The 23,204-nt window shown below is 66.2% G+C and carries 20 protein-coding genes; 14 read left to right on the forward strand and 6 right to left on the reverse strand.

What is annotated here, in order from left to right; genetic code table 11:
- Positions 1-195 precede the first annotated feature (195 nt).
- Complete coding sequence (locus tag QBJ89_RS02800; protein WP_277979025.1) at positions 196-1,254, reverse strand: glycosyl hydrolase family 43; 1,059 nt, start codon at positions 1,252-1,254, stop codon at positions 196-198.
- A 70-nt stretch (positions 1,255-1,324) separates the two neighbouring features.
- Positions 1,325-4,084: a TonB-dependent receptor gene (locus tag QBJ89_RS02805; RefSeq protein ID WP_277979026.1), complete on the reverse strand. Its 2,760-nt coding sequence runs from the start codon at positions 4,082-4,084 to the stop codon at positions 1,325-1,327.
- Positions 4,085-4,328: 244 nt separating this feature from the next.
- Here QBJ89_RS02805 and QBJ89_RS02810 point away from each other — a divergent pair, with 244 nt between their 5' ends.
- Positions 4,329-4,763, forward strand: coding sequence for a DUF3617 domain-containing protein (locus QBJ89_RS02810; RefSeq protein WP_277979027.1), 435 nt, complete (start codon positions 4,329-4,331; stop codon positions 4,761-4,763).
- Positions 4,764-5,706: 943 nt separating this feature from the next.
- Here the strand turns inward: QBJ89_RS02810 and QBJ89_RS02815 are convergent.
- A complete protein-coding gene (locus tag QBJ89_RS02815; protein ID WP_277979028.1) occupies positions 5,707-6,741 on the reverse strand; it encodes an SGNH/GDSL hydrolase family protein in 1,035 nt (344 codons plus the stop codon).
- A gap of 506 nt (positions 6,742-7,247) precedes the next feature.
- Positions 7,248-8,150 carry a LysR family transcriptional regulator gene (locus QBJ89_RS02820; RefSeq protein WP_277979172.1) on the reverse strand — a complete coding sequence of 301 codons (903 nt, stop codon included), beginning with the start codon at positions 8,148-8,150 and terminating at the stop codon, positions 7,248-7,250.
- 97 nt (positions 8,151-8,247) lie between these two features.
- Between QBJ89_RS02820 and QBJ89_RS02825 the strand changes: the two genes are divergently transcribed.
- Both QBJ89_RS02825 and QBJ89_RS02830 read left to right on the forward strand, forming a co-directional pair.
- Positions 8,248-8,577, forward strand: coding sequence for a nuclear transport factor 2 family protein (locus QBJ89_RS02825; RefSeq protein ID WP_277979173.1), 330 nt, complete (start codon positions 8,248-8,250; stop codon positions 8,575-8,577).
- The gene (locus QBJ89_RS02830; protein WP_277979029.1) at positions 8,574-9,362 is read left to right on the forward strand and encodes an SDR family oxidoreductase; all 789 of its coding nucleotides are present in this window, start codon (positions 8,574-8,576) and stop codon (positions 9,360-9,362) included. Before QBJ89_RS02825 ends, QBJ89_RS02830 begins: the two co-directional genes overlap by 4 nt.
- A 343-nt stretch (positions 9,363-9,705) precedes the next feature.
- Here the strand turns inward: QBJ89_RS02830 and QBJ89_RS02835 are convergent, their stop codons facing one another.
- Entirely contained in the window at positions 9,706-10,374 is a 669-nt protein-coding gene (locus QBJ89_RS02835; protein WP_277979030.1) for a PEPxxWA-CTERM sorting domain-containing protein, read from the reverse strand.
- Between the two features lie 193 nt (positions 10,375-10,567).
- On the opposite strand from QBJ89_RS02835, the gene QBJ89_RS02840 reads away from it, so the two are divergent.
- The 11 genes from QBJ89_RS02840 to QBJ89_RS02890 all read left to right on the forward strand — a co-directional run bounded on the left by QBJ89_RS02840 (position 10,568) and on the right by QBJ89_RS02890 (position 22,440).
- On the forward strand, positions 10,568-11,149 hold the full coding sequence (locus QBJ89_RS02840) for an RNA polymerase sigma factor (protein WP_277979031.1): 582 nt from the start codon (positions 10,568-10,570) through the stop codon (positions 11,147-11,149).
- A 30-nt stretch (positions 11,150-11,179) separates the two neighbouring features.
- Positions 11,180-11,800, forward strand: coding sequence for a zf-HC2 domain-containing protein (locus QBJ89_RS02845; protein ID WP_277979032.1), 621 nt, complete (start codon positions 11,180-11,182; stop codon positions 11,798-11,800).
- Positions 11,797-12,993, forward strand: a complete 1,197-nt coding sequence (locus QBJ89_RS02850; RefSeq protein WP_277979033.1) for a S8 family peptidase — start codon at positions 11,797-11,799, stop codon at positions 12,991-12,993. The genes QBJ89_RS02845 and QBJ89_RS02850 overlap by 4 nt, the downstream gene beginning before the upstream one ends.
- Entirely contained in the window at positions 12,932-13,687 is a 756-nt protein-coding gene (locus QBJ89_RS02855) for a TorF family putative porin (RefSeq protein ID WP_277979034.1), read from the forward strand. The genes QBJ89_RS02850 and QBJ89_RS02855 overlap by 62 nt, the downstream gene beginning before the upstream one ends.
- Before the next feature lie 364 nt (positions 13,688-14,051).
- The gene (locus QBJ89_RS02860) at positions 14,052-14,630 is read left to right on the forward strand and encodes a DNA-3-methyladenine glycosylase (RefSeq protein WP_277979035.1); all 579 of its coding nucleotides are present in this window, start codon (positions 14,052-14,054) and stop codon (positions 14,628-14,630) included.
- A 663-nt stretch (positions 14,631-15,293) separates the two neighbouring features.
- On the forward strand, positions 15,294-15,623 hold the full coding sequence (locus QBJ89_RS02865; protein WP_277979036.1) for a DUF305 domain-containing protein: 330 nt from the start codon (positions 15,294-15,296) through the stop codon (positions 15,621-15,623).
- Between the two features lies 1 nt (position 15,624).
- Entirely contained in the window at positions 15,625-17,142 is a 1,518-nt protein-coding gene (locus QBJ89_RS02870) for a YncE family protein (protein ID WP_277979037.1), read from the forward strand.
- A 1-nt stretch (position 17,143) separates the two neighbouring features.
- Positions 17,144-17,653 carry an RNA polymerase sigma factor gene (locus tag QBJ89_RS02875; RefSeq protein ID WP_277979038.1) on the forward strand — a complete coding sequence of 170 codons (510 nt, stop codon included), beginning with the start codon at positions 17,144-17,146 and terminating at the stop codon, positions 17,651-17,653.
- Positions 17,650-18,417 (forward strand): anti-sigma factor family protein, encoded by a 768-nt coding sequence (locus tag QBJ89_RS02880; protein WP_277979039.1) that lies wholly within the window; start codon positions 17,650-17,652, stop codon positions 18,415-18,417. The genes QBJ89_RS02875 and QBJ89_RS02880 overlap by 4 nt, the downstream gene beginning before the upstream one ends.
- Positions 18,418-18,929: 512 nt before the next feature.
- Positions 18,930-20,822: a GGDEF domain-containing protein gene (locus QBJ89_RS02885; RefSeq protein WP_277979040.1), complete on the forward strand. Its 1,893-nt coding sequence runs from the start codon at positions 18,930-18,932 to the stop codon at positions 20,820-20,822.
- A gap of 163 nt (positions 20,823-20,985) precedes the next feature.
- Positions 20,986-22,440, forward strand: a complete 1,455-nt coding sequence (locus tag QBJ89_RS02890; protein WP_277979041.1) for a deoxyribodipyrimidine photo-lyase — start codon at positions 20,986-20,988, stop codon at positions 22,438-22,440.
- 227 nt (positions 22,441-22,667) lie between these two features.
- Here QBJ89_RS02890 and QBJ89_RS20190 read toward each other — a convergent pair whose 3' ends face one another.
- The gene (locus QBJ89_RS20190) at positions 22,668-23,039 is read right to left on the reverse strand and encodes an MTH938/NDUFAF3 family protein (RefSeq protein ID WP_431522498.1); all 372 of its coding nucleotides are present in this window, start codon (positions 23,037-23,039) and stop codon (positions 22,668-22,670) included.
- Between the last annotated feature and the right edge of the window lie 165 nt (positions 23,040-23,204).

Below are 23,204 nucleotides of genomic sequence, written 5' to 3' on the forward strand. Positions count from 1 at the left end.
AGACTCATCCACAGCGGATTATTCGCGAGATCGTCGCAAGCCGAAGCTCGAGCGAACTTGGCTGCCATGTAATGGGGTTTAGCGATCAGCGTGACAGGCGCGGGTGGCCACGTCATCTGCACGCCTCAAGCCGCCCTTCCGCTTGCATCCCGATCAGGCCAGCCTGACAGCTGCGGAACGCCCGGAAGGGGCTGCTCAGGTCGGCGGGTAAGCGGCCACCAGCGCGTTATATTGCTGCCGATTGATCGCGATCATCGAGCCGTGCCGAACGCCGGCGGGCATGGTGTAGCGATCCCAGGCGGGAACCCCGGAGTTGCCGGAAACCTGATACCAAGGACCCGCGAGCCGCGGCGCCTTGGAGAGCCCGTAGCTCGTGCCGGCATATTGCTCGTAATACAGCAGCCAGTCATGATCGTCGGGTGATCGGATCAGCGTGGGCGCCTCGCGGAAATTGGGACTGAGCGGGGGGCCGGGCGGCCCATATGGGCCAGTGAGCGTGGGGGCGCAGCTGATCCGCACCGTCTTGCCCGTCGGCCAGTCGTAGGAGGGGTAGCGCTCGTCCTTGAACACGGCGCAATATCCCGGTGCCGTGTCGTGCGGCACGACGAGCGTGTCGATCGTCGCCATCTCCCAGCCGAACAGTCGGCGCGGCGCCTCGCTGAACCGTTGTAGGTCGGGCGAGCGAACGTAGAGCGTGCGCTGGCTGGTCCAGTAGCGCTCGGGATCGTCGGGCGCGCCGGGGACGGTCGGCGTGTGCCAGGTGAGCAGGAAGCTGCGCGACGGCGCATCGTAGAAGAGTTTGGGCGCGCCGATCCGCTGCATCGCGTGCGCCAGGCCGGGGATGCCGTGCAGGCGCGGGCGATAGGTGCCGAACGACGCCCAGCGCACCAGATCGTCCGACACCCAGAAGCGGATCAGCGGGTCATCGTCGCTGCGGTTGCCGACGAGATAGTAGCGACCGTCTCCGCCGCGTGCGATTGAGGCATGCCCGTGATAATCATCCGAGATCGGGGCGCCCCGGTTGAGCTGTTGCCAGTGCAGTCCGTCTCGGCTGACGGAATAATGAAGCACGCCGTAGCGCTCTTTGGTCATGTGCGCGAACAGATAGGCGCGATCGGGCGCCACATAGGGGGTTTCGGGCGCGCCGGGCGCGACCGTCCCCGTCTGTGCCGACATCGGCGCGACCCCGACGGTCACCGCGGCCAAGGTGAGAAGCAGATGGGCGAGCGGGCGAAGCCGTCGTGATCGTACCATGATGTCTCTCCCCGCCAGGGCCGCTCCCGCTCGCCCCCAGCCTCGTCGCGGCAGTGCGGCGCGCCTTGCCTTAGAAGCGGAACCGCACCCCCAGCGAATAGGCGCGCTCGATATACAGCACCTGCCGCGTGAAGCTGTCACCCGTGTCGAACTGGCGATAGCGCTGGAGCGGGTTGCCGAGCAAATTGACGATGTCGAACGCCAGAGTGACGTTGGGCAGCGGGGTCACCGACGTCGATAGATCGAGCTGGCCGCGGCCTTTCTCGATCACGGCGTGTGCGGTGGGATCGAGCGCTTCCAGGCTGTAGAATTGCACGAACTTGGACCGGTAATTGTACGCGAGCCTGGCAGAAAATAGCGGCCGTTCGTAGAGCGCTACGACATTGTACGCCCATTTCGACACACCGGGGAACGCCTGCTGTTCATTGTTCAGCGTCGCCGCGAAATTGGGCTGGAGATCGCCCTTCGCGTCGATGAAGGTGCCGTTCGCCTGGACACCAAAGGCTTTTGCCCAGTCGGGGAGCCCGTCGATGTCGAGGAAGCTGGTGAACTGCACCTCGGCGCCTTGCAGCCGAGTCTGGCCGAGGTTGACGGGACGCGCGATTCGAAGCCCCGGCGCCGACCGGTCGTCTACCGTCGCCAGGAAGCCCTCGGCATCGTGGCGGAAGATCGCGGCGGTGAACGAGCCGGTACGCGAGAAGTAATATTCCAAGCTCGCGTCATAGTTGTTCGACGTGAGCGGCTTCAGGTCCGGATTGCCCGCCGATCCGCCGCGACGAAGCCGCTCGACGCAGACCTCGGTCGTGGGATCCGTCAGGCACGGATCACCCGGGGCGAGCACCACCGGCTGGCCGAGCGAGGTGTTCGGGCGCAGGTCGAAGAAGTTGGGGCGGGTACGCGTCTGCGTGTAGGCCAGGCGCAGCTGCAACTTGTCCGTGAAGGCGAGTCGACCGCTCACGTTGGGCAGATAGTCGGTGTATTCGTTCTCCGCGGCGATCGGCGGGAAGCTGACCGCGCCGCCGGTGTCTTCGACACGCGAGAAGCCGCTGATCCGCGTCTTCGTCTTAATGGCGCGGAGGCCGACCAAGCCGTCCACGACCATGCTTCCAAGATCGAACCCGTATTTGACTTGGCCGTAGGCCGCGTACGACTTCTCGTTGGCGCGGAAGTTATCGGGTGGGTTGAAGGGGGGTATGCCTGCGGGGACGCCATAGAAGCTGCGAAGCCCGACCAGATTGTCGCGGATGCTGTCACGCGTGAGCGCAGCATAGGCCTTGTTGCGCTGAACATCGTTGTAGGTGAAGCCCGGCAGGCTGGTCCGCACGTCCGCACCTGGGAGCGCGGTGAGTGGGATCGCGGCCGGCTCATTGTTGATGTACAGGTTGCCGAAGTCGCGCGCGGCGTCGCGATCGGCGTAGCGTACGCCGACCTGCAGCCGCTTCAGAAAACCGAGGTCGAGCTCGTAGGACAAATCGGTGCGCGCCTGCCAGTCCTTGCCGCTCACCACGGTGAGCTCCTGGTACAGTCCGCGGCTGATGAAGCTGGCCGGATCGGTGATGTCGAAGTCGACGAAGGTCTGCGTCGGTCCACCATCGCGCGACGCCTCGAACGCGACGCTGCGAACCGGCGAGCGGGCGGCGGCATAGTCGACGTTCACGAGGTTCGCGGTATAGGTGCTGTCGGTATAAGCGACGTCCGCCGAGATCTGCAGGCGGTCCTTCTTCCAGGTCGCACCGACCCCGCCCTGGTAGGTATCAGTCTTGCCGTTGAAGGAGCCGGTATAGCCCTCGGGCCGCACGGCGCCACTGACCGTCGCCGTCGCGATCTTGTCGGTGCCGGAGATCGTCGTCACGTCGGACAGTCTTACGCCATCACCGAAGATCGGGATGAACATCCAACGGTTATAATCCTTCGAGCGGAAGCCCTGGTACAGGCCGTCGGCGTAGATCTCCAGCTCGGGCGTGGGCCGCCACTGGAACGCGGCGTTGACCGAGGGGCGATAGCGATTGCCGTAGCCCAGGAAGTTACCCTGCGCGTCGGGGTAGCGTAATCCGGCCTGCGCGCCCGGCGCGTTGGTCGCATCGGTGGTGGCGATGACCAGCGACTGCTCACGCGTCGAATCGAGGAAGTTGACGCCGACGTACGAGGCATTCAGCAGCAGGCCCATCTCGCCGACGCCGGTGTCCCACCGATCGCTGATCAGCAGGTTGCCGTTCGGCACGATCTTCTCCGACTGCTGTGAGAGCACCCCGTTAAGCGAGCCGGAGAGTTCGAAGCCGTCGAAATCGAAGGGGCGGCGCCCGCGCACGTTGATCGCGCCCGCGATCCCGCCTTCAACCTGATCGGCAAGGCCGGACTTGTAGACCTCCAGCGCGGCGACCGTGCCGGCGGGGAAATCCTGGATCTGCACGTAGCGCCCCTCGGCCGTGAAGATCTGGCGCCCGTTGTAGGTGGTGGTCAGGTCGGGAAGGCCGCGCACCGTCACGCCCGCCGACTCGCCCCCACCGCGTGTCACCGCGACGCCCGCGACCCGCTGCAGCGCCGACGAGGCGAAGGTGTCGGGTAGCTTGCCGATATCCTGCGCGACGATCGCATCCACGATCCCGTCGGAGGTGCGCTTGATGGCCTGGGCGGACTCGAGGCTGCGTCTTAGGCCGGAGACGACAATGTCGTCGCCTGGGGCGCTCTCGTCGGGTTGCGCCGGGTCGTTCAGCGTCGCCTGGCTCGGATCGGTCGTGCCGGTCTCGGTCGAACCCGTCGCAGCCGCAGGCGATTGTACGTCCTGCGCGTATGCGCTTGGTGCGCCGATCAGCAAGGCTGTCAACGACACACCGGCTCGTAGAACCGTCCCCATCATTCATCCTCCCCAGGATCTGTCGTTCGGGCGCTCTTCGACACCCTCTGCCGAGTGTGTCACGCGACCGACACAAAATGCAATGCCTTCCTTATCATATTTGTCATACCATGGTGATAAGGATCGTGCTGGTGAGAGCGCGTGCGGGGGTCGCGAGGTGACTTATTCAACGTAGCACCACTCGGTTGCGGCACGCCGGTTCAGGGTGCACGATCGCCCGATGATCATTCTCCATGTCATCGCCCTGGTCGCGCAAGCTGACGTGATAGTCCCGCCTAACGTGGAGCCCGGCGCTTGGAACGTCGTGTCGAGGGTCGTCGACATCACCGTGCCGGGCGTGCCTGGATTTTTGGTCCGCATGGCGCGCGGTAAGAGCAAGGCGGAGCACAAACGGGTCGCGCAGGGACAAGGCGTCGACGCGCTGCTCGCACCCGATCCAAAGGCACGATGCCGGATTGAGAGCCAAAGTATCGTCGACGGGCGCTACGCCCAGACGCTGGCCTGCCCGCAGAAGAAGGGTTCGCCACTGCAGATCGTGCGTTCGGGGAGCTATGACGCTTCGGGCTTTGCCGGTCAGGCGATCGTCACCGGCACAACGCCGAAAGGAGCGTTGCGCATAATCCTCGACCAATGGGCGAGCAGAACAGGCGCCTAGATACTGCGCAGCTTGGTGCCTGATCAAACGACATGCAGATGCCGCTCAGAGTCGCGAACGATAGGTTGCTAATGTCGATCAGTCAGGACTTGGTGGCCCTATCTAACATAAGGGTACGCCCACAATCGCTTCAATCGCGAACGCCATCTCGTTGACAGGCGGACGTAGCAGCAGCGCTGCTCCGCGGCGCTGGCCGAGTGGCAGGCGCTTGCCAGCTAACCCCACGCGCATGAAGCCCGGAGTGCATCGTGTGGAGACGAGTCCGCATCAGACGCACAGCACCAACTAGCGATAGGGCCGGGGTTTGCGCTCCGGCCCCTTTCAACCCGCGGCGATGTGGCGCCGCCGTAATCGAACTTACTTGCCTCCGTTTCCCTTCTTATTCCGAGGTGCGGGGCCGAACTCCCGATCTCCTCGCAGGAGCGGCAAAGCGATCGCTACGGCAGCGGCTGCGATAGTCCCGCCGATCGCCAGCCATGTGCCAAAGTCAATGCGACGACGCCCAGACTCCGATGAACTCCCGGTCGTAGACGGCGACTTGTTCTCGTCGTGATGCTTGGGGCCGGCGTGCTTCATGGCAGAATTCGGAATGTGAGACATGTATTATCCCTTCTTCGGCGTCGAACTCTACACTCCGGGCGATGTTCCGGCGCGCATCAGAGCATACGGGTTCGCGTGAACCGACGCGGGTGACGTGAAGGTCCGAGCGGCAGCGTGGCGCTCGCAGCGAAGCCCACGGGTTCGGATTGGAATGGGCCCCGCGCCACTGGGACCAAACCGCCTGTCGACTGCGACTTGCGAACATTGGCCCTTTTCCGCGAAGGCTGGCGATGACTGCACTTGTCCGTTCGATCCCAACGGCGAACAGCCGTGGGCGAGCTCTGCTCGCAACTGAGTAGGGATGACACGATCCTGCTACGCTCATCGACGATCGCGGACTTACTCAATCTCGCGTCAGAGATCGAAGATCAATCGCGTCCGCCATAGCCTTGTAGCCGGCATCGTTCGGATGCAGCCTGTCGCCGTCGTTGAATCGCGGGTCGATCGCTAGAGGATCGGCTTTGTCGGCGACCGACGACGCGAAGTCGATCACGCCGTCGAACGCGCCTGAATTTCGGATCCAATCGTTGAGTGCCTGCCGAACGGCTTCGCCCTGCTCGCTCGCATAGCCCGCACCCTTGTACGGGGTCAGTGTGGCACCGATCACGCGAATGCCGCGCTCGTGCGCCCGCTCGATGATCTGCTTGTCGGCCGCGATCAGCGCGTCGGCCGTGATCGTGTCGCTGGGATTGCGAGGGCTGAAGCTGCGGCCGATGTCGTTGATACCCTCGAGCAGGATGACGGTTCTCACGCCGGGTACGCTGAGCACGTCACGATCAAACCGGGCGAGCGCGTTGGGCCCAGCGCCGTAAGTCAGCAGACGATTGCCGCCGATGCCGGCGTTGAGCACCGCCCAGCGCTTCTTGCCAGGCAGAGCCGCCAGTCGCTCGGCGAGCCGATCGGTCCAACCACGGTATGCGTTGTTGGTCGAGCCGTAGCCCTCCGTGATGGAGTCGCCGAGGGCGACGATAACAGCGGTCGGCTGGGTGGGGGCGACCTCGACCTGGGTCAGGATCACCGGGGCGCTCGCCAGGCGAGCCTGCGGGAGGACGGGCGCCGCACTGTGATCGCCGGGCGTGCCCGCGACGTAATGCCAGAGGGTCCGGGCATTGCGGACGGGGAGTCGGCCCGGCGCGTAGAGCGATATGGCGAGACGATCGAGCGCCTTGACCGGAAGCGTCACGAGATCGCTCAGCAGCGGTGCACCCGCCGGTATGTTGGTGCTCGGCGATCCCGAGAAGGTGACGATGTGGTCCGTTCCTGGCAGGACCGAACCGTCCGGTCCCGCCATGCCGACGTGCATCGCCCCGATCGCGAGCGGGTCCGTGCCGCCCTCATTCGACAGCCGCAGACGTATCGAGGTTCCCGCGGCCGACACGCGTATCACCTCACGAACGGTCGTGTTGACGAGGTCGGCGGTGGCGGTGTCGATCGGCAGATGGCCGGGATTTTCGATGAGCTTGGGCGGGGACGGCGGGTTGGCGGGCTTCGCCGCGGGACCAAGCGGGATTACTGGTTCGCTAGGAGGCGAGGAGGCGGCAGACTGCGGGCCGGGTGGCGGAGGGGAAATGACATAGCCCCAGGCCGCTACCCAGGCACGATGAGGGAGGATTCTCGGCGTCGGGGGGGTTGAAGGCTTACCAACTGACGGCGCTGAGACTGTGGCCAACCCACAAAGCAGGATCAAAGCGGCGCGTCGCATGTGACTTCCTCTCGTTTTCCGATCTGTACCGCAGGGGATCATGGGCGCGAAGTCACTCCGTCGAAGACCTGCCGAACTGGCGAAGTCGGGAGCTCTGGAGAGGCTTCGGGACCTCGGGCACCAAGATGATAGCGCGACCGGCGTTCCCAGGCGGACGGGGGCTGGAGTGACCGGACCTGGGTCTACAGGCATCCGGCGGCAACATCTCGAGCTAGTGCGATAAAAGCTTGGAAGGCCGCCGAGGAGTTCCGCCGGTTGGAGTAGTAGAGGCACAGCGGCGCGAGGGGCGGTGTCCAGTCCTCGAGCATGCGCACGAGGCGTCCGGCGGCGATGTCGTCACGCACGTCACCCTCCATGAAGTAGCCAATCCCGACATCGTTCGTCACCGCGATCCGAGCAAGCGACGCTTCGTCGAGCGTGATCGGGCCCTCGACATCTAACTGCAGCTCCTCGCCGTCTTTCTCGAAGCGCCACCGGAACAGGGCGCCGTTCGGAAGGCGTACCCGAAGGCAAGGGTAGCCAAGCAGATCGTGCGGTAGCTGCGGGACGGTGCTGCCTGCGAGAAAGGTCGGAGAGGCGACTACCGCCATTCGCCGCATCTGCCCGAGCGGAATGGCGATCGCGTCGCTGGGGTCCAGCTCGGCGCTGCGTACGCCCAGATCGAAGCCGGCCGCGACGACATCCACCAGCCGCCCCTCGGTGACGAGATCGATGTGAACTTGGGGGAAGCGCTGGAGATAGGTTAGGACGAGCGGCGCCATGATCTCGCGCGCCGCGGTCGCGAAAGCATTGATGCGCAAGGTGCCGGACGGCGTTTCCTGTTGCGAACGCACTGTGTCCATCGCCTTTTGGATGTCTTCGAGCGCCGGCTTAATCTGGGCGACGAAGATGCGCCCCGCATAGGTAAGCGAGACGCTGCGCGTGGTGCGGTTGAACAGGCGCACGGAAAGCTCCCGCTCAAGCTTGCCCACCGCGTTGCTGATGGCGGTGGTCGACAAGCCGAGATCGAGCGCTGCGGCCCGGAAAGAGCCGTGCCGCACGATGGCCAGAACGGCTTCAAGCTCGATTAAGGCATGACGAGCGATTATCCCGACTCCCGCGATACTGCTTCCCAAACTGTCTCGATTATCAGGCAAAAAGTCCCATCGCTAGATCATCCTCGTCACCGCTGAGGACATGACCATGCCGATGAAACTACCCCCGCCGATCGCCGACTATGTCGAGGCGAATGCCCGTCTGGATGTCGACGGTATGCTGAAGCCGTTCCTGCGCGACGCCACCTTCATCGATAACGCCAAGCGCTTTGCGGGTAGGGCGGCGATCCGCCGGCTGTTCGAGGAAGAGGTGGTGCCCGTGAAGGCGATCTTCACGCCAGACGCGATCCGCTACGACGGCGCCGACGTTGTGGTCGAGGGGTCCGCAAGCGGCGACTTCCCGGGCAGCCCGCTGCGCTTCACCTACCGCTTCACGCTGGTGAATGGCGCCATCAAGACGCTGGAGACGACGGTATGAGCATCAAGGCGGATCCCAGCGAGTTCGCGGGCAAGCGTGTGCTCGTCAGCGGCGGCACCAAGGGCCTCGGCCGTGCCACGGTCGAGCGCTTCCTCGCTGGTGGCGCACGGGTCATCACCGCCGCCCGCGCGATCAAGGATCCGATCAAAGGCGTCGAGTATATCGCGGCCGACCTCACCACGGCCGAGGGCGGCGAAACGCTGGCGACTGCAGCGCTCGAGCGGCTGGGCGGGATCGACATCCTCGCCCATGTGATCGGCGGCTCCGCGATGCCGCCGGATGGCTTCGCGGCGCTAACCGACGACATCTGGCTCTCGGAGCTAAATCTGAACCTGCTGGCGACGGTACGCCTTGATCGTCTCTTGATCCCGCAGATGATCGATCGCGGCAGTGGCGCGGTGGTGCATGTCACTTCGACCCAGTCGGTGCTGCCTCTGCCAGAATCCACCACTGCCTATGCGGCCGCCAAAGCCGCTCTTAGGACCTTCAGCAAATCCATCTCGAAGGAACTCGGTCCGAAAAGCGTCCGGGTCAATGTCGTCTGCCCGGGTTGGATCATGACCGAAGGTGCGGTCGATGTCGCGAAGCGTATGCAGGCGAGCAACGGCGGCACGTATGAAGAGGCACGGCAAGCCGTCATGACGTGGATTGGTGGCATTCCGATCGGTCGCGCGGCTGAACCGTCACAGGTCGCTGAGCTGATTGCCTTCCTCTCTTCAGATCGAGCCGCCGCCATTCATGGGGCCGAGTTCGTCATCGATGGCGGCACGATCCCTACTGTCTAGGTTTGCGCGGCCTCGTCAGGTTTTGAGATTGTCCGGCAGCAGACGGACTGAGAGCAGGTTGGTATCCTGCCTGATCGTATGTCTGCTTTCTAGAGGTGGGGGTGGCGGCGTGAACGTCGGCTCTTGAGTTCCTTGCGGAGCGCGGGCGACGGCTACTCGCACATTGCTCCGATAGTTTTTAGGCGGGCAGAAGCCGCTGTGTGGCTGCCTCTGCCCCATTCTCACTCGCTAAGCCGGCGCGAACCAATCATGATGACAGCGGCGTTGCCATATTGGTATCGTGCTAAGGTAGTTGCAACGGCGCCGGTCACTCAGTCGATGAGGCCGGCGCACGTTGCTGACGTCAAGCGGGAACGAGTGCCGCCTCTGAGCTGCTCATCGGCCGGCGTCGGCGAAGCGCTGCGCCCACGACACCGAAGCCTAGGATCATGAGCGCCCACGTCGCGGGTTCGGGCACGGCGGGCTGGAGGCCGCGTGTCGAGAGGTTGGCGTTTTCGGGCGCGAAATCGGTGATCTGATCGTTGCTGCCTAGACCGATCCGAGGCCACAGGTTGAAGCCGTAATCAGTCGCAGCGAACCCGGTCGAGGGCAGCAGCGACTCACCGACCCGTGCCGTGATAATATTGCCGGTGATGCTGATCATAGCGGGGTCGAGCGCGTTGGCTCCGACGCTGCCTGTGCCGTCCTTGCGCAGCACGATCGCCTGATTGAAGATGACATTCTCCTGGCCGATCGCGGCGAAGGGCCGGATCGTGCCGGTGCCGGTGTTGACGCCGATGACGTAGAGTCCGCTGGTCAAGGCATCGATCGCGCCGGCGAAGGTCGCTCCCAGCGTGAAGAACTTGCCCGCGGCGTCGTAGTTGACCGAGAAGCTGGTCACGTCGAGATCGGCCAGGCGCGGCCCGGCGGTATAGCTCGGCAGGAAATCGCCGGTGGCGTCCATCACCGTGGCGGCACTCGCCGCCTGCGGCGCGGCAACCAAAGCGGCGGCCGCGATCAACATATGGCGCATCATCACTCTCCCTGGTCGGGTGCCGCACGACGCCGATGCGGCGCGAGCACGGGCGACCGCCACCCGCGTGAGAGACACGGTCGCTTAGGGTGAGTGACGCGGGCGACACGAATGGTTCATTGCAATTAACTTTTCACCGCGATTGAACCTGCCATCGCGATCATGACACTCACTCCCGAACGAGGGCGATCGGGTGACGGCGGCGACGGCGGAGCAGCAGGGCAGCGCGGGGGCGGACGTCGAGGCGACCCTGCTCGAGCGCATTCGCGCGCGCGACCGTCGCGCGTTTGAGATGCTGTATCGCGCTTATCACGCACGGCTATGGCGCTTCTTGCACAAGCTGTTGCGCCGACCCCACTTGATCGAGGAGGTGCTTAACGACGCGATGTTCGTGGTGTGGGACCGCCTCGACACCTTCGACGGGCGAAGCCGCTTCTCGACCTGGTTGTTCGGCATCGCCTATCGCCAGGGACTGGCTGCGCTGCGCCGGCTCGACGAGCCGGTCGACGACGAGCGCGAGGAGGCAATCGATGCGGCCGCGTCACCCGGTGCCGGGGCGGAGGCGGCGCGCGTCCGGCGCGGACTCGACGCGGCGCTGGCCACGCTGTCGCCCACGCACCGGGCAGTGGTGGAGCTGACCTATTTTCACGAGTTCGCGTATCGCGAGATCGCCGCGATCATGGATTGCCCGCCGGATACGGTGAAGACCCGCATGTTCCATGCCCGCCGCCAGCTGCGGTCGGCACTGTCGGGCGAGCCCGGCGACTGGTATTAAGAAGGAAGGACGATGGGACAGCTGACCGCCATGCCCGATGACGCCTGCGACGCGACGCTGTGGCTGCTGCCATGGCACGTCACCGACACGCTGGATGCGGCGGATGGCGAACGTGTCGGGCGCCATCTTGCGGGCTGTGCGAGGTGTCGCGCCGAGTTGGCGCGCGAGCGCGCGCTCGCCACCGCGGTGCATACGGCCGAGCCAGGAGCCGGCGACGGATGGGTCGGGATGAGCGCGCGGCTCGACCGCGCAGAACCGGGACCGCGACACCGTGCGCGCGCCTGGGCTCGGCGGTCCGGTGTGCCCGGCTCTCAGCACACGTGGCGCTGGATCGCAGGCGCGCAATTTGCCGCACTGCTGGTGCTCGGGACTTGGGTGGCGCTGCCGCCGCAGCGTGCCCCTGCCTATCGTGCACTTGGTGATGCGTCCCAGGTGCGTGCAGGCAATGCCTTGGTGATGTTCCGACCAGAGACCAGCGAGGCGGCGCTGCGCCGCCTTCTCGCCGGAGCGGACGCGCGGCTGGTCGATGGGCCTACCGCCGCCGGTGCTTATGTGATCGCGCTTCCGGGTGACGGCACGGCTTTGACCCGACTCCGCGCGCAGTCGGCGGTCACGTTGGCCGAGCCGATCGAACGCGGGCCGGATCAGTGAAGCGAGCTGCCGCATTGCTGCTGCTCGCCCCGGTGGCGGCGGCACCGCATCCGGTGTTAGCGGGTGAGTCTCGGCAAGTCGCCGGCGAGCGCCGCATTCTCGTCATGCTCGACCTGCCGCCCGAACATTACCGCCCCGGCGGCGACTACGGCGCGGGCGGGTACGGCGATGCCGCGGCCGCGCGAGCGCGGCACCGGCTCGCGGCGCGGCTCGCGCGCGAGCAGGGGCTTTCGCTGCTCGACACCTGGCCGATGCCGCTGCTCGGCGTCGACTGCGTCATCATGGCGGTGCCGGGCAGCGAACCGCTCGAAAGGGTCGCAGCGCGGCTGGCGCGCCAGTCTGGCGTGGCCTGGTCGCAGCCCATGAATGAATTCACCGCTCAGGCGGCGCCGACGGGCCAACCGAACGACCGCCTCTTCGCGGCGCAGCCGGCGGCACGCGCATGGCAGCTCGCCGCGCTTCACCGTCTGGCCACGGGTGCGGGCGTCAGCGTCGCGGTGATCGACAGCCTGATTGACGCGCGCCATCCCGATCTGGTCGGTCGCGTCGCAGTCACCCGCGACTTCGTCGGCGCGCCTGCGACGTCTGCGGAGGCGCATGGAACCGGGGTCGCCGGCATCATCGCCGCAAGGGCCAACAACGGGCTCGGTATCGCCGGCGTGGCGCCCGACGCTCGACTGATGGGTTTGCGTGCCTGTTGGCAGCGCTCACCCGGCGAGACGGTGTGCGACTCGATCAGCCTGGCGCGAGCGTTGCTCTACGCCACGGAGCGTCGCGCCGGGGTCATCAACATGAGCCTGAGCGGGCCGAGCGACCCGCTGATCGGGAAGCTGATCGCCTTGGCGCAGCGGCGCGGCGCGGCGGTCGTGGCGGCCGTCGATCCACGAACCGGCACCGGCTTTCCCGCGTCGCTGCCCGGGGTCGTGCGCGTGGCGCAGGACGGCGTGGCGAGCGAGCGCGCCGACGTGTACAATGCGCCCGGTCGCGACGTGCCGACGACCGAACCGGGGGGACGATGGGATCTGGTGAGCGGCAATTCCTATGCCGCCGCGCACGTCAGTGGCCTGCTCGCACTCACCCGGCAGCTTCGCCGCGCCGACGGTGATCTCGTCGCGACGCGTGCCGACGGCGGTGAGATCGACGCCTGCGCCACGGTCCGCCGCGCGGCTGGGTCGAGCGTCCGCCGCTGCTGAGCGGCTCGCGCTCGCCTTGATCGGCGCCGCTCTCGCGACGCCAGCTGCAGCCGATGTCGGCGGATCGCTCGTGATCGCCAGCGACGACCGCTTCCGCGGCGCCAGCACCAGCGATGGTCGCCCGGTAGCCACGGCGGCGCTGTCGCTCGACGCTCCCAGCGGGCTCTACGGCGGCGTGTCGGTGACAGCAGGCGGAGTCCGCGACGAGGGCGTGCGCCTGCTGCGCTCGGTCCAGTATGTCGGTTACGCGCGACGCGTCGCTCCTTCCGTGTCGGTGGACGTGGGCGCGGTTCGCCGCGCCTATGATCGTTATGCGACGATCGAATATGGCAGAAGCTTCACGGAGCTCTACGCCGGCCTGGTCGGCCGACGTGTCTCCGCGCACCTCTTCTACGCGGCCAATTACGACGGTTGGGGCCACGACGCCTCCTACGTGCAGGTCGAAGGCACGCTCGTCGAGCGCGGCCGAGTTACGTTGAGCGGACATGTCGGCGGGCTCCGCCCGCCGCGGATCGAGGGGTTCGGGCAGGCGATCACGTTGGATTGGCGGCTCGGTGCGACGTGGCGGCCTGATCAGGTCGCGGCGGTCAGCCTGACTTGGATCGGCGCCGGTCAGGGTTACGATCGCTACAGCGAGGATCGTCGAACCGGGCGGCGTGGGGCACTCGTTCTTTCCGTCAGCAGGGCGTTCTGATTCAACGCGCGAGGCTTTCCGGCTTGCGCCCGGCTTGGTGCGAAGTCCGAGGCTTGGCTTTCTTTTCGTTCGCACCCAAAGCCATTCATCATTCCTGCTGGTCGCGTGCATCTTTTAGAACGTAGATGAACAAGCGTCCGGTTTCGGCTGCGGCATTAGGGCCGCTTCAATGACGTGCGGCGAGGAAGGCTCGAACGCGCGCGTGCTCAACGGCGCCGGCTCGTGCTCACCACCCGCTCGTCACGACCGGTCTACCTCGTGCGTTGATGCGAGCTTGGTGAGGAAAGGCTCGACTCCAGAGAAGGTTGCGCGAAACCGTGTACATTCGATCGAGCGTGGGACAGGACAAATAGGGTAAGGGTAGATGGCACCATCTTTCGAGCAGCCGGCCGAGGCCTTGGCGCGCGCGCTCATCGGCGTGACCCTGCTCTTCCACGATGTCGGCGGTGAGATCGTCGAGACTGAGGCCTATGATGCCGGCGATCCGGCCTCACACAGCTTCGCCGGCCCGCGGCAACGGAATGCTACCATGTTCGGCCCGCCGGGGCATGCCTATGTCTACCGCATCTACGGCCTTCATCATTGTTTCAACGTTACATGTGGCGCTGGCGCCGCGGTGCTGATCCGCGCTCTGGCGCCGACACACGGCGTGGCGGCAATGAAGGCTCGTCGCCGGATGGACGATCTGTCGCGGCTGTGCAGTGGACCCGGTCGGCTGTGCGCGGCTCTCGGGATCGACCTTTCCGTTGACGGCACTGACCTGCGTGCGCCGCCATTCACGTGGGTCGAGCGTCGCGGTGACCCGCCAATCGCCGCTGGACGACGGATCGGCATCTCACGCGCGGTCGATCGACCATGGCGCTTCGGGCTCGTCGACTCGCCCTTTCTGAGCCGTCCAATCAGCAGCGACGATACGGTGCCTGCGCCACAGCTCTCGAAGTAGCGCTTTGCCGACAGTGTCTGAACGATAGAATTCGTGGAGCGATCGGCGGAGCGGCTGAAGCAACATCGCCACGCGCCGCCGCGACGGTTCAGCCGGGTAAGGGAGCGAGCGACAATCGTACGCTCTCGACGCTCACAATCTGCGCCGCCGAGCGGATCGGCTGATACACCGTGAGTCCCGGCGCGTCGCAAGGGAAGGCGCCCCGACCGAGCCACTCGACTACGGATCGCATGTCCTTCAGCCCGCACGCCATCGCGCCGCCACTGAGGTTTTGAGAAGTCTAATGCGTTGCCGCTGATTTCTTGGGCCTGATCGGTGAAGGCGAGGTGAAGCAAGGAGATGGGCGCCGATGCTTTCCGGCTGGCCCGAGCCTCCAGGATCGCCTGCCATGCCGCAATCGCGCGGCGGCTCTGCGATGCAAACTGAAGGTCCTGCGCGCATGAGAGCGCCTCGCCGATCGTCGCCGGCGCGGTGCGCGCAGTGGCAGGGCCGATCTCGAGCGGTGTCGCAGAAATAAAAGGCGAGCCGCCGGAATAAAGCCGGGTGCGCCGACGTCTCAGGTCACAGCCGCTCGATCGGAGACGACCCGTGCCCGTGCCTCGCTCACTACCGCGCGCATGTGCCGCGCTGCTGCTGACCCTCTGCGCCAGTGCAGGGCTGGGGGTGTCTAGCGCCCCCGGGAGCCCGTACCTCACCGAGGTGAACGCCGCGATGGACCGCATGATGAAGGCGATGATGGTGGCGCCCAGCGGTGACGTCGACGCCGACTTTGTGACGATGATGCTGCCGCACCATCAGGGCGCCATCGACATGGCGGTGGCCGAGCTGCGCCACGGCAGGAACGAGCAGCTCAAGCGCATCGCACAGGAGATCATCGTCGACCAGCAGCAGGAGATCGCGGCGATGCAGCTGGCGATCGGGCGGCCGCTGCCGCCATCGCGGCCCGTGCCGACGCAGCCTCAACCCGCCTCTACGCCTTGCACGGAGCACTGACATGAACCGCCTCTTTCTCACGGCCGTCCTGCTCGCCAGCTCGGCTGGCGCGCAATCGGCGCCCTGGGCAGCGCCGGCCGCGATCGAGCTCCCGCTGGTCGATGACCGGCCGGCGGCACCGGTGACCGGGAGCGTCGCGAAGGTGCAGGCACCATGGGACCACCGCGACGTCGCGGTCAGCAGCCACGACCGGGTCTATGCTGCCGAGCAGTTCTCCAACACGCTTTCGGTCACCGATCCGGCCACCAACACGCTATTGGGCGTGATCAAGCTCGGCGACCCGCAGCCGACAAACTTCAGCCCGCTCTACAAGGGCCAGGTGCTCGTCCACGGGCTCGGCTTCTCGCCCGATGGTCGCACCCTGGCGGTGGTGTCGATCGGCTCCAACTCGGTCACGTGGATCGACACGGCCACGAACGCCGTCAAGCACACCACCTATGTCGGCCGCAGCCCGCACGAGGCCTTCTTCACGCCCGACGGCAAGGAGGTCTGGGTCACCGTGAGAGGTGAGGACTATATCGCCGTGCTGGACCCCAGGACGTACGAGGAGACCGGTCGCATCAGAACGCCTGGTGGTCCCGGGATGACGATCTTCTCGCCGGACGGCCGCTACGGTTATGTCTGCTCCTCCTTCAACCCTGAGCTGGTCGTGTTCGACGTGGCGCCCCATCGCGAGGCCGGGCGGGTCCAGCAACCCAGCCCCTTCTGCCCGAACATCGCGGCGAGCCCCGACGGCAAGCAGGTCTGGTTCACGCTGAAGGACGTGGGCAGGACGGTCGCCTTCGATGCGAGAGCGCTGTTCGCGATACGGCAGGTCATCGACACCGGACCGATCACCAACCACGTCAACTTCGCCGTCTCCGCTAAGGGGCAGTTCGCCTATGTGACGGTCGGCGGCCTCAATCAGGTGAAGGTGTTCAGCACCCGTGACTTCCGCCAGGTCGCGACGATTCCGGTCGGCAAGCTGCCACACGGGGTATGGCCATCCGGCGACGGCTCGCGCATCTATGTCGGCCTCGAAAACGACGACAAGCTGGCCGTGATCGACACCGCGACGAACAAGGTCACCGCCATGGTGCCGATCGGGCAGGCGCCGCAGGCGATCGCCTATGTACCCGGCGCAGTCCCGAACGGCATGGGCACCGCGAACCTGCAACCGCTCGGTACCGCCGGCAACGCGACGCATCTCACTCTTGCGCCGCGCGATGCGACCGGCCCGGCAGCGACCAGCGTCACGCTCTTTGATCAAGGGCTCGTGCAGGTGCTGCAGGCTTCGGTCACCGGTCTGGTGGCCAAGCGCGCCTATGTCGTCGCGCTCGCCGGACGCGCCGGCGGTTCTGGTCCGTTGGAGCCACTCGCTGCCTTCATGACCAATCCTGCCGGCTCCGCCATCGTCAACACCTCGGGTCCGATCCGCCAGATCGTGGCGGGCGCGGCGACCTCGGGGCGGCGCTGGCTCGTCGTCGTGGAGAAGGGCGACACCGCTTCGGGCACGGTCGTGCAGGTCCAGCGCGATTGAGATGGACGAGCGCGCCGCCCTGATCGAGCCGCTCATCCCGGGCCTGCGGCGCTACGCGCGAGGTTGGCTGCGCGACGCTGCGCTGGCCGACGACATCGTCCAGGACTGCCTGGAGCGCGCCGTCTCGTCGTGGCGCCAGCGGCGCGGCGACGCGGTACGTCCGTGGTTGTACGCCATCCTGCACAATCTGCTGGTCGATCACGGCCGGCGCGCGCCGCGGCGCGCCACGCTCGTCCCGATCGACACGGCGAACGAGGTGGCGCTCGCGATCCGAGCGGAGCAGACCGACGCGATCGAGCACGGAGACCTGCTGCGTAGCCTCAATGCCCTGCCGCCCGACCAGAAGGCGGTTATCCTGCTCGTGTCGATAGAGGATCTGTCCTACGCAGAGGCGGCGACGGTGCTCGGCATCCCGGTCGGGACGCTGATGTCGCGCCTCTCACGCGCGCGGGACAGACTGGCCGGGCTGATCGGTGCTGGCGCGCGTGCCAGCTTGCGGAGGGTGAAGTGACGACGCCCGTCGGTGAGGACGATCTGACCGCCTGGGTCGATGACCGCCTCGCTGCCGAGCGTCGTTCAGTGGTAGAGCGTTACCTCGCCGATCATCCGGAGATCGCGGCACGCCTGCGGCAGCAGCAGGATCAGCGTAGCGCGCTCAGGAGCCTCTTCGCCCCGGTCGCCTCGGAGCCGCTCCCTGCCACGATGCGGATCGAAGCGATCGCGGCGAGCCGGCGTCGTGCGCGACCCGCATGGTTCCAGGCGGTGGCGGCGGCGCTCCTCCTCGCGGTAGGCTTCGGCGGTGGCTGGGGCGTGCGCACGCGAACGCTGCCGCCGCAGGCTGGTATCGGCGCGTTGGCCCGGGAGGCAGGCTATAGCTATCGCGTCTACGCCTCCGATACGCAGCGCCCGGCCGAGATGGGCGCGGGTGAGAAGCAGCAGCTCGTCAGCTGGGCGTCACGGCGGATCGGAAGCAAGGTAGCGGTCCCGGATCTCGCGGCCGCGGGGTATCATTTCGCGGGAGGCCGCCTCGTTGCGACGCCCCATGGGCCGGCACTCCTGCTGCTCTACGATGGCGCCGCCCGGGTCCGGCTTGCTGTGCTCAGCCGACCGATGGACATCGACAAGGACGCCGACATGGTTTCGACCCGAGACGGTGACGTGCAGCAGGTGAGTTGGGCAGACCACGGCATTGGCTTCAGCGTGGTCGCGCCGGGTGTGACGTCGGGGCTGCAGACCATTGCCGCAGCGATCCGAGACCAGGCCGCGACGACTTGATGACGGTTTAAGACGCAGCTGCTACTGCGCCCCAACGAAGGTTCGATGTTGGGCAGCCGCCCCGATGGGCTTTGTCACCGTTTTGAGTCGAGCTGCCAGACCGGAGGAGCCGCATGCGCCATGCGGTTCGATCGCCTCGATGGTCGACCGACCATCCCCATAGACAGTGCGGAAACGTGCTCGCGCTCTGTTTCCGGCCAGACCGAGGGAGCACGAGGTCGTACCTCTGCTCAACGATCGCCTGACTGCTAAGCGCTGACCTTTGCATCACGTGCGGGGCAGGGCCGCCGCCTCGCTCTGGCCAGCCAGCAGCCGCGATGGTTAGGGTGCCGAAGGATTTACCAACCCTTAGTTTGTCCCGGCTAGATTCGCCGGCTACGCTCGAGGATCAGCGAATGCGGGCGAGTCTTCGTCTTCTTCAGGATCACGGCCGGTTGTGGCGGAGGTCGGCTATTGCCGTGCTTCTTTCAGTGGCCTGCGTCCTTTGCCTCGGCGAGGCACGGGCGGGATGCATGCGCGCGCCGACCGCTGGCCTGCAAACGCTGGCGGACGACGCGGGGCGCGACCCACCCGCGCTCCTTCTCTCGACCGCAGGCGATCCGCTGCAAACGGACGGCGATCTCGCCTGGGGTTGGCGCATGGCCGCACGGGCGGAAGCGTACGACACGCTCTCCCAGCCTGCCAAGGCGAGGAGCACCGTCCGGCAGGTGGCCGACGGCGGATCGTCCGTCGACCTGTCGCTTCGCGTAGAGTTGCTGACCCGCGCTGCGATGAACGGGCTGAAGCTCGAGCAGGTCGATCGGATCGCCTCATCGCTGTCGTCGGCCTTAGATCGTAAGGCTCCCGACATCGTGTCAGTCGCCTGCCTCCAGATCGCTCGCGGAGAGGCTCGCCGGCTATCGGGCGCGCCGGAGCGGGCGGTGTCTCTCCTCGCATCGGCCTACCGGCTCACAAAGCGGCCGGGCCGCGAGCTGCCGCACGTCATCGCCACCGAGAAGCTGGCCAGGGTATTGAACGCGGCGGGCGACCATCTCCAGGCGATCGCTCTCATCGAGGAGGTGATCGCCTGGGATACGGCGCACGATCGGAAGGTCGCGCTGGCCAACGACCTGTACTTCCGGGGGTTGTTCAATCTCACGCGAGGTGCGTACGCGGCTGCGCTCGCTGACTTCGATCGATCCAGGGTGCGGTCCCCCAGAGTGAGCGATCCGGTCGGCTCGGCATACCTCGATCTCCAGACCTGCGCCGCGTTGATTGAGCTCCGCCGTCTGCCCGCCGCGGAGCCGCTGTGCCGGCAGGCCCAGGCTGTCTTCGATGCGTGGAAGGAGCCGGCCGGTGCGCAGGCGCAGCTCCTCAGGGCAAAGATGGAATGGATGTCGGGGCGTCACGCGCGCGCGCTCGAGCTGCTCGACCACCTGCTCGAGAACGCGGACCGGCTTTCGTCCTTTGCCTCGGCGCCGCAGGCCTACCGGCTTCGCGCGGACGTGAACCGGGCCATGGGCAGGACGGAAGGCGCCTACCAGGACTTGGAGCGTTCCGTCCGTCTGGACGAGCGGAGATCCGCCTACGAGCGGACGAGACAGACCGCTGTGCTGCGCGCCAGCTTCGAAGCGGACAGGGCGGCTGCACGTACCGAGGAGCTGGCCCGCAGTCTCCGCTTCGCGCGTGAACGCGAGAGCGAGCAGGCTCAGCGCTACCGGCAACTCGCCTGGTCGGCGGCGGCCGGCCTCGCTATGCTGGGAACGATGCTCGTCATGGGCGTCAGCCACCGGCGGAAGCTATCCCGCGCCGCGGATACCGATCCGCTCACCGGCGTGCTGAACCGGCGCTGCCTCATCGGTCGCGAGCGCAACTTGCTCCACCGCGATGGTTTCAGCGCCGCGTCTACGGTGGCTCTGCTCGACGTCGACCACTTCAAGGCCATAAACGACAAGTTCGGTCACAATGTCGGCGACGAGGTGCTCAAGCACTTCGCCGCGCTGCTCGCCTCCAGTGCCGGCCAGGACGACGTCGTCGCACGGTGGGGAGGCGAGGAGTTCGTCATGGTGTTTCGGCATCGGTCTGAAGGCCACGCGCTAAGGGTTCTCGAGGGTATCCGCAGCAGGCTTCCCGAACAGGTCGAGGCCAAGGTGTCGGGGATGCAGGTGCGCTTCAGCGCGGGTGTCACGTCCTCGACCGACGGAGAGCCGCTTCATACGGTGATCGCCAGGGCGGATCGGGCGCTGTACCGGGCCAAGGAGTTGGGACGAGACAGGATCGAGGTCGAAGACGTGACCGCATCGACGACGTCGGAGAGGCCGCGAGCGAGGATCGACTTCAATCCGGCGCTTGCGAGTGCGCAAGAGGCAAACGAGACGGACACGCGCAGGCGCAAATCCGCATGGCCCGGCCGGCTCATTTGCTAAACGTCGCCACTTGGTTAAGCTGCGCGTCACGAGCGGCGGGGCGAACTATGACGATACGACCGTGACACAGCTACAAAATCGCTCAGAGACCGTCTGATCGTTGGCGAGGGGATTGAGCGGTCTTCGCTCTTGCGGCGTTCGCACAAAGGAAGGAGAGCGCTTAGTGACCACCGAGGTCCTCACCGCAGTGTGGAGAGAGGCGCCGCGAGTGCGCCTGCTCACCGACCGACCTGTGGCGCGAGCTGGCCGCTACGTCCTCTGCTGGCTGCAGCAGGCATTGCGTGCCCGAGACAATCCAGTCGTCGACGCAGCAGTCCGGTTAGGCAATGCGTTTGGTCTGCCTGTCTTGGTCTATCACGGCGTGCGGGAGGATTACCCTTACGCATCCGATCGGCTGCACCGCTTTATTCTCGGCGCCAGCGTGGATCTCGCGGCTGGCTGCCACGAGCGAGGGCTCGCGTGCGTGCAGTACGTTGACCGCGCCGAGCGACGGGAGAAGGGGTTGGTTCATCGCCTCGCCGCGGAAGCGGCCGCAGTGGTGCTGGAAGATCAGCCGACCTTTGTCGCCCGATGGCAGGCGGAGCGTGTCGCCGCCCGGGCAAAGGTGGCGGTATTCGCCGTCAACGCCGCCTGCCTGGTGCCGCCGGCGCTGATCGGCGACGATGTTCGCGGTCGATCCGGTTTCCTGCGGCGGCACGAGCCGGAGCGCGCTGCCTGGTCGACGTGGAATGAAGAGAGTTCCGATGTGGCGCCGTACGCGGGTGACCTGCCGTTCACGCCCGACCCGCTGGGGAGCCTCGACCTCGACGATCTGGTCGCGAGACTCGACATCGACCATTCGCTACCTGTCAGCGAGATGCATCCGCCGGGCCGTGTCGCCGCAAGCGCGCGCCTCTCCCGCTTGGTGCACGAGGTCCTGCCGGTCTACGCCGCAGCCCGGAACGATGCCACGCGGAACGAGAGCGCCAGCGGCCTCTCGCCCTACCTGCACTTCGGCGTGCTCGGCCCGCGCGAGATCATGGCGGCGGTGAACGGCGCTTCGGCAGGCGGCCAGCACAAGCGGAAGTTCGCAGACGAGCTGCTCGGCTGGCGTGAATGGTTCCACTACCAGGCCAGGCAGCTGGCGGCGCCGGAACGGTACGACCGCGTCGCCGATTGGGCTCGCCGCACGCTGTCGGACCATGCCGTCGATCCTCGACCCGAGATGGAGACGCTCATAGCCATGTTGGCGGGTGAGACGAGCGATGAGACGTGGAATGCGTGTCAGCGGCAGTTCCTCATCGATGGCTGGATGCACAACAACCTTCGCATGTACTGGGCCAAGCGGATCATCGCGATGACCGCCAGCCCAGAGGCCGCATGGGCCACCGCATGTTACCTCAACGACCGGCTCAGCCTCGATGGACGAGACCCGAGCACCTACGGCAACATCGCCGCGATGTTCGCCGGCTCGCCGTCCGATCGAGAAAGACCAATTTACGGGCGAGTGGCCACACGCGGAGACGGTTCCACCCGAAAGAGGGAAGGCGGCGGCGCATGGCTTGCAGCATCGGCGACTCGTATGCCGCCGCGGCTGACCATAGAAGAGGTGGCCGTCGACCCTTATCTCACCGGCTAGCCGATGGTCTGAGCATTTGTGCGATGCCCGCAGTCGAGGCAGCTGCCGAGAGGACGGAGCGACACGACACGGGAGGCGCGCCTGGGACGTCCGCTTCCGGGTTCTCGGCGTTGAGGGCAGAGGCCGCTACGGGTCGCGTCGGCGCCGCGATGAGGTGGGCCAGCCTCAGCTTCATGCTCGCAACCGTCCGCCGCTTTGCCGGCCTCACCCTCAACGGTAATGGCGTTCTAACAGGTCGAGTGCAGGAGCGCGCCGACCGCTCTGTCGCGTGCGAGCGTGTTGTAGAGGTCCACGGCGGCGCGCGTCTCAAGGACGTGCGCTTCGACGGCGGCGTCTGCGAGCAGGGCGAGTGTCTCCTGCATTGTCTGCAGTCGCAGGTGCATGCCCCTGCTGAGGATCACGACCTCGCAGCCGAGATCGATGAGCTCTCTCACGTCGACGGGCTGGATGCCGGGCTCGTGCCGTGTGCCGGTCTCGCTCCAATCCCATTCGCGTCCACCGCCTGGGTAGAGCTTGAGGTCGCGAGCGCGAGCAAGCCCCTCGACCTCGATAGCGCCCCACGCCAAGCGGTTGACCTTAGGGGATGGATCAAGAGGCATGGAACGCTCCCTGACACGTAAGCGATGAAAGTGGGCTCGCCTCTTGTATCAGCTTCGAAGAGTGCGAGCACGTCCGGCGATCTCCCGGACTGGGTTTGGAATGCTGGGTCCGCCACTTGCCGGCACGCGCTTCGCCGCAGCCCGCTGTCGACGGTTCATGATGTA

This window comes from Sphingomonas phyllosphaerae, from assembly GCF_029623345.1.
Classification (GTDB): domain Bacteria; phylum Pseudomonadota; class Alphaproteobacteria; order Sphingomonadales; family Sphingomonadaceae; genus Sphingomonas; species Sphingomonas phyllosphaerae_C.

Excerpts from the sequence above, each read along its gene's own strand:
- QBJ89_RS02800 (WP_277979025.1), bottom strand. The coding sequence starts at position 1,254 with ATGGTACGATCACGACGGCTTCGCCCGCTCGCCCATCTGCTTCTCACC.
- QBJ89_RS02810 (WP_277979027.1), top strand. The coding sequence starts at position 4,329 with ATGATCATTCTCCATGTCATCGCCCTGGTCGCGCAAGCTGACGTGATA.
- QBJ89_RS02825 (WP_277979173.1), top strand. The coding sequence starts at position 8,248 with ATGCCGATGAAACTACCCCCGCCGATCGCCGACTATGTCGAGGCGAAT.
- QBJ89_RS02830 (WP_277979029.1), top strand. The coding sequence starts at position 8,574 with ATGAGCATCAAGGCGGATCCCAGCGAGTTCGCGGGCAAGCGTGTGCTC.
- QBJ89_RS02835 (WP_277979030.1), bottom strand. The coding sequence starts at position 10,374 with ATGCGCCATATGTTGATCGCGGCCGCCGCTTTGGTTGCCGCGCCGCAG.
- QBJ89_RS02845 (WP_277979032.1), top strand. The coding sequence starts at position 11,180 with ATGCCCGATGACGCCTGCGACGCGACGCTGTGGCTGCTGCCATGGCAC.
- QBJ89_RS02860 (WP_277979035.1), top strand. The coding sequence starts at position 14,052 with ATGGCACCATCTTTCGAGCAGCCGGCCGAGGCCTTGGCGCGCGCGCTC.
- QBJ89_RS02870 (WP_277979037.1), top strand. The coding sequence starts at position 15,625 with ATGAACCGCCTCTTTCTCACGGCCGTCCTGCTCGCCAGCTCGGCTGGC.
- QBJ89_RS02875 (WP_277979038.1), top strand. The coding sequence starts at position 17,144 with ATGGACGAGCGCGCCGCCCTGATCGAGCCGCTCATCCCGGGCCTGCGG.
- QBJ89_RS02885 (WP_277979040.1), top strand. The coding sequence starts at position 18,930 with ATGCGCGCGCCGACCGCTGGCCTGCAAACGCTGGCGGACGACGCGGGG.
- QBJ89_RS20190 (WP_431522498.1), bottom strand. The coding sequence starts at position 23,039 with ATGCCTCTTGATCCATCCCCTAAGGTCAACCGCTTGGCGTGGGGCGCT.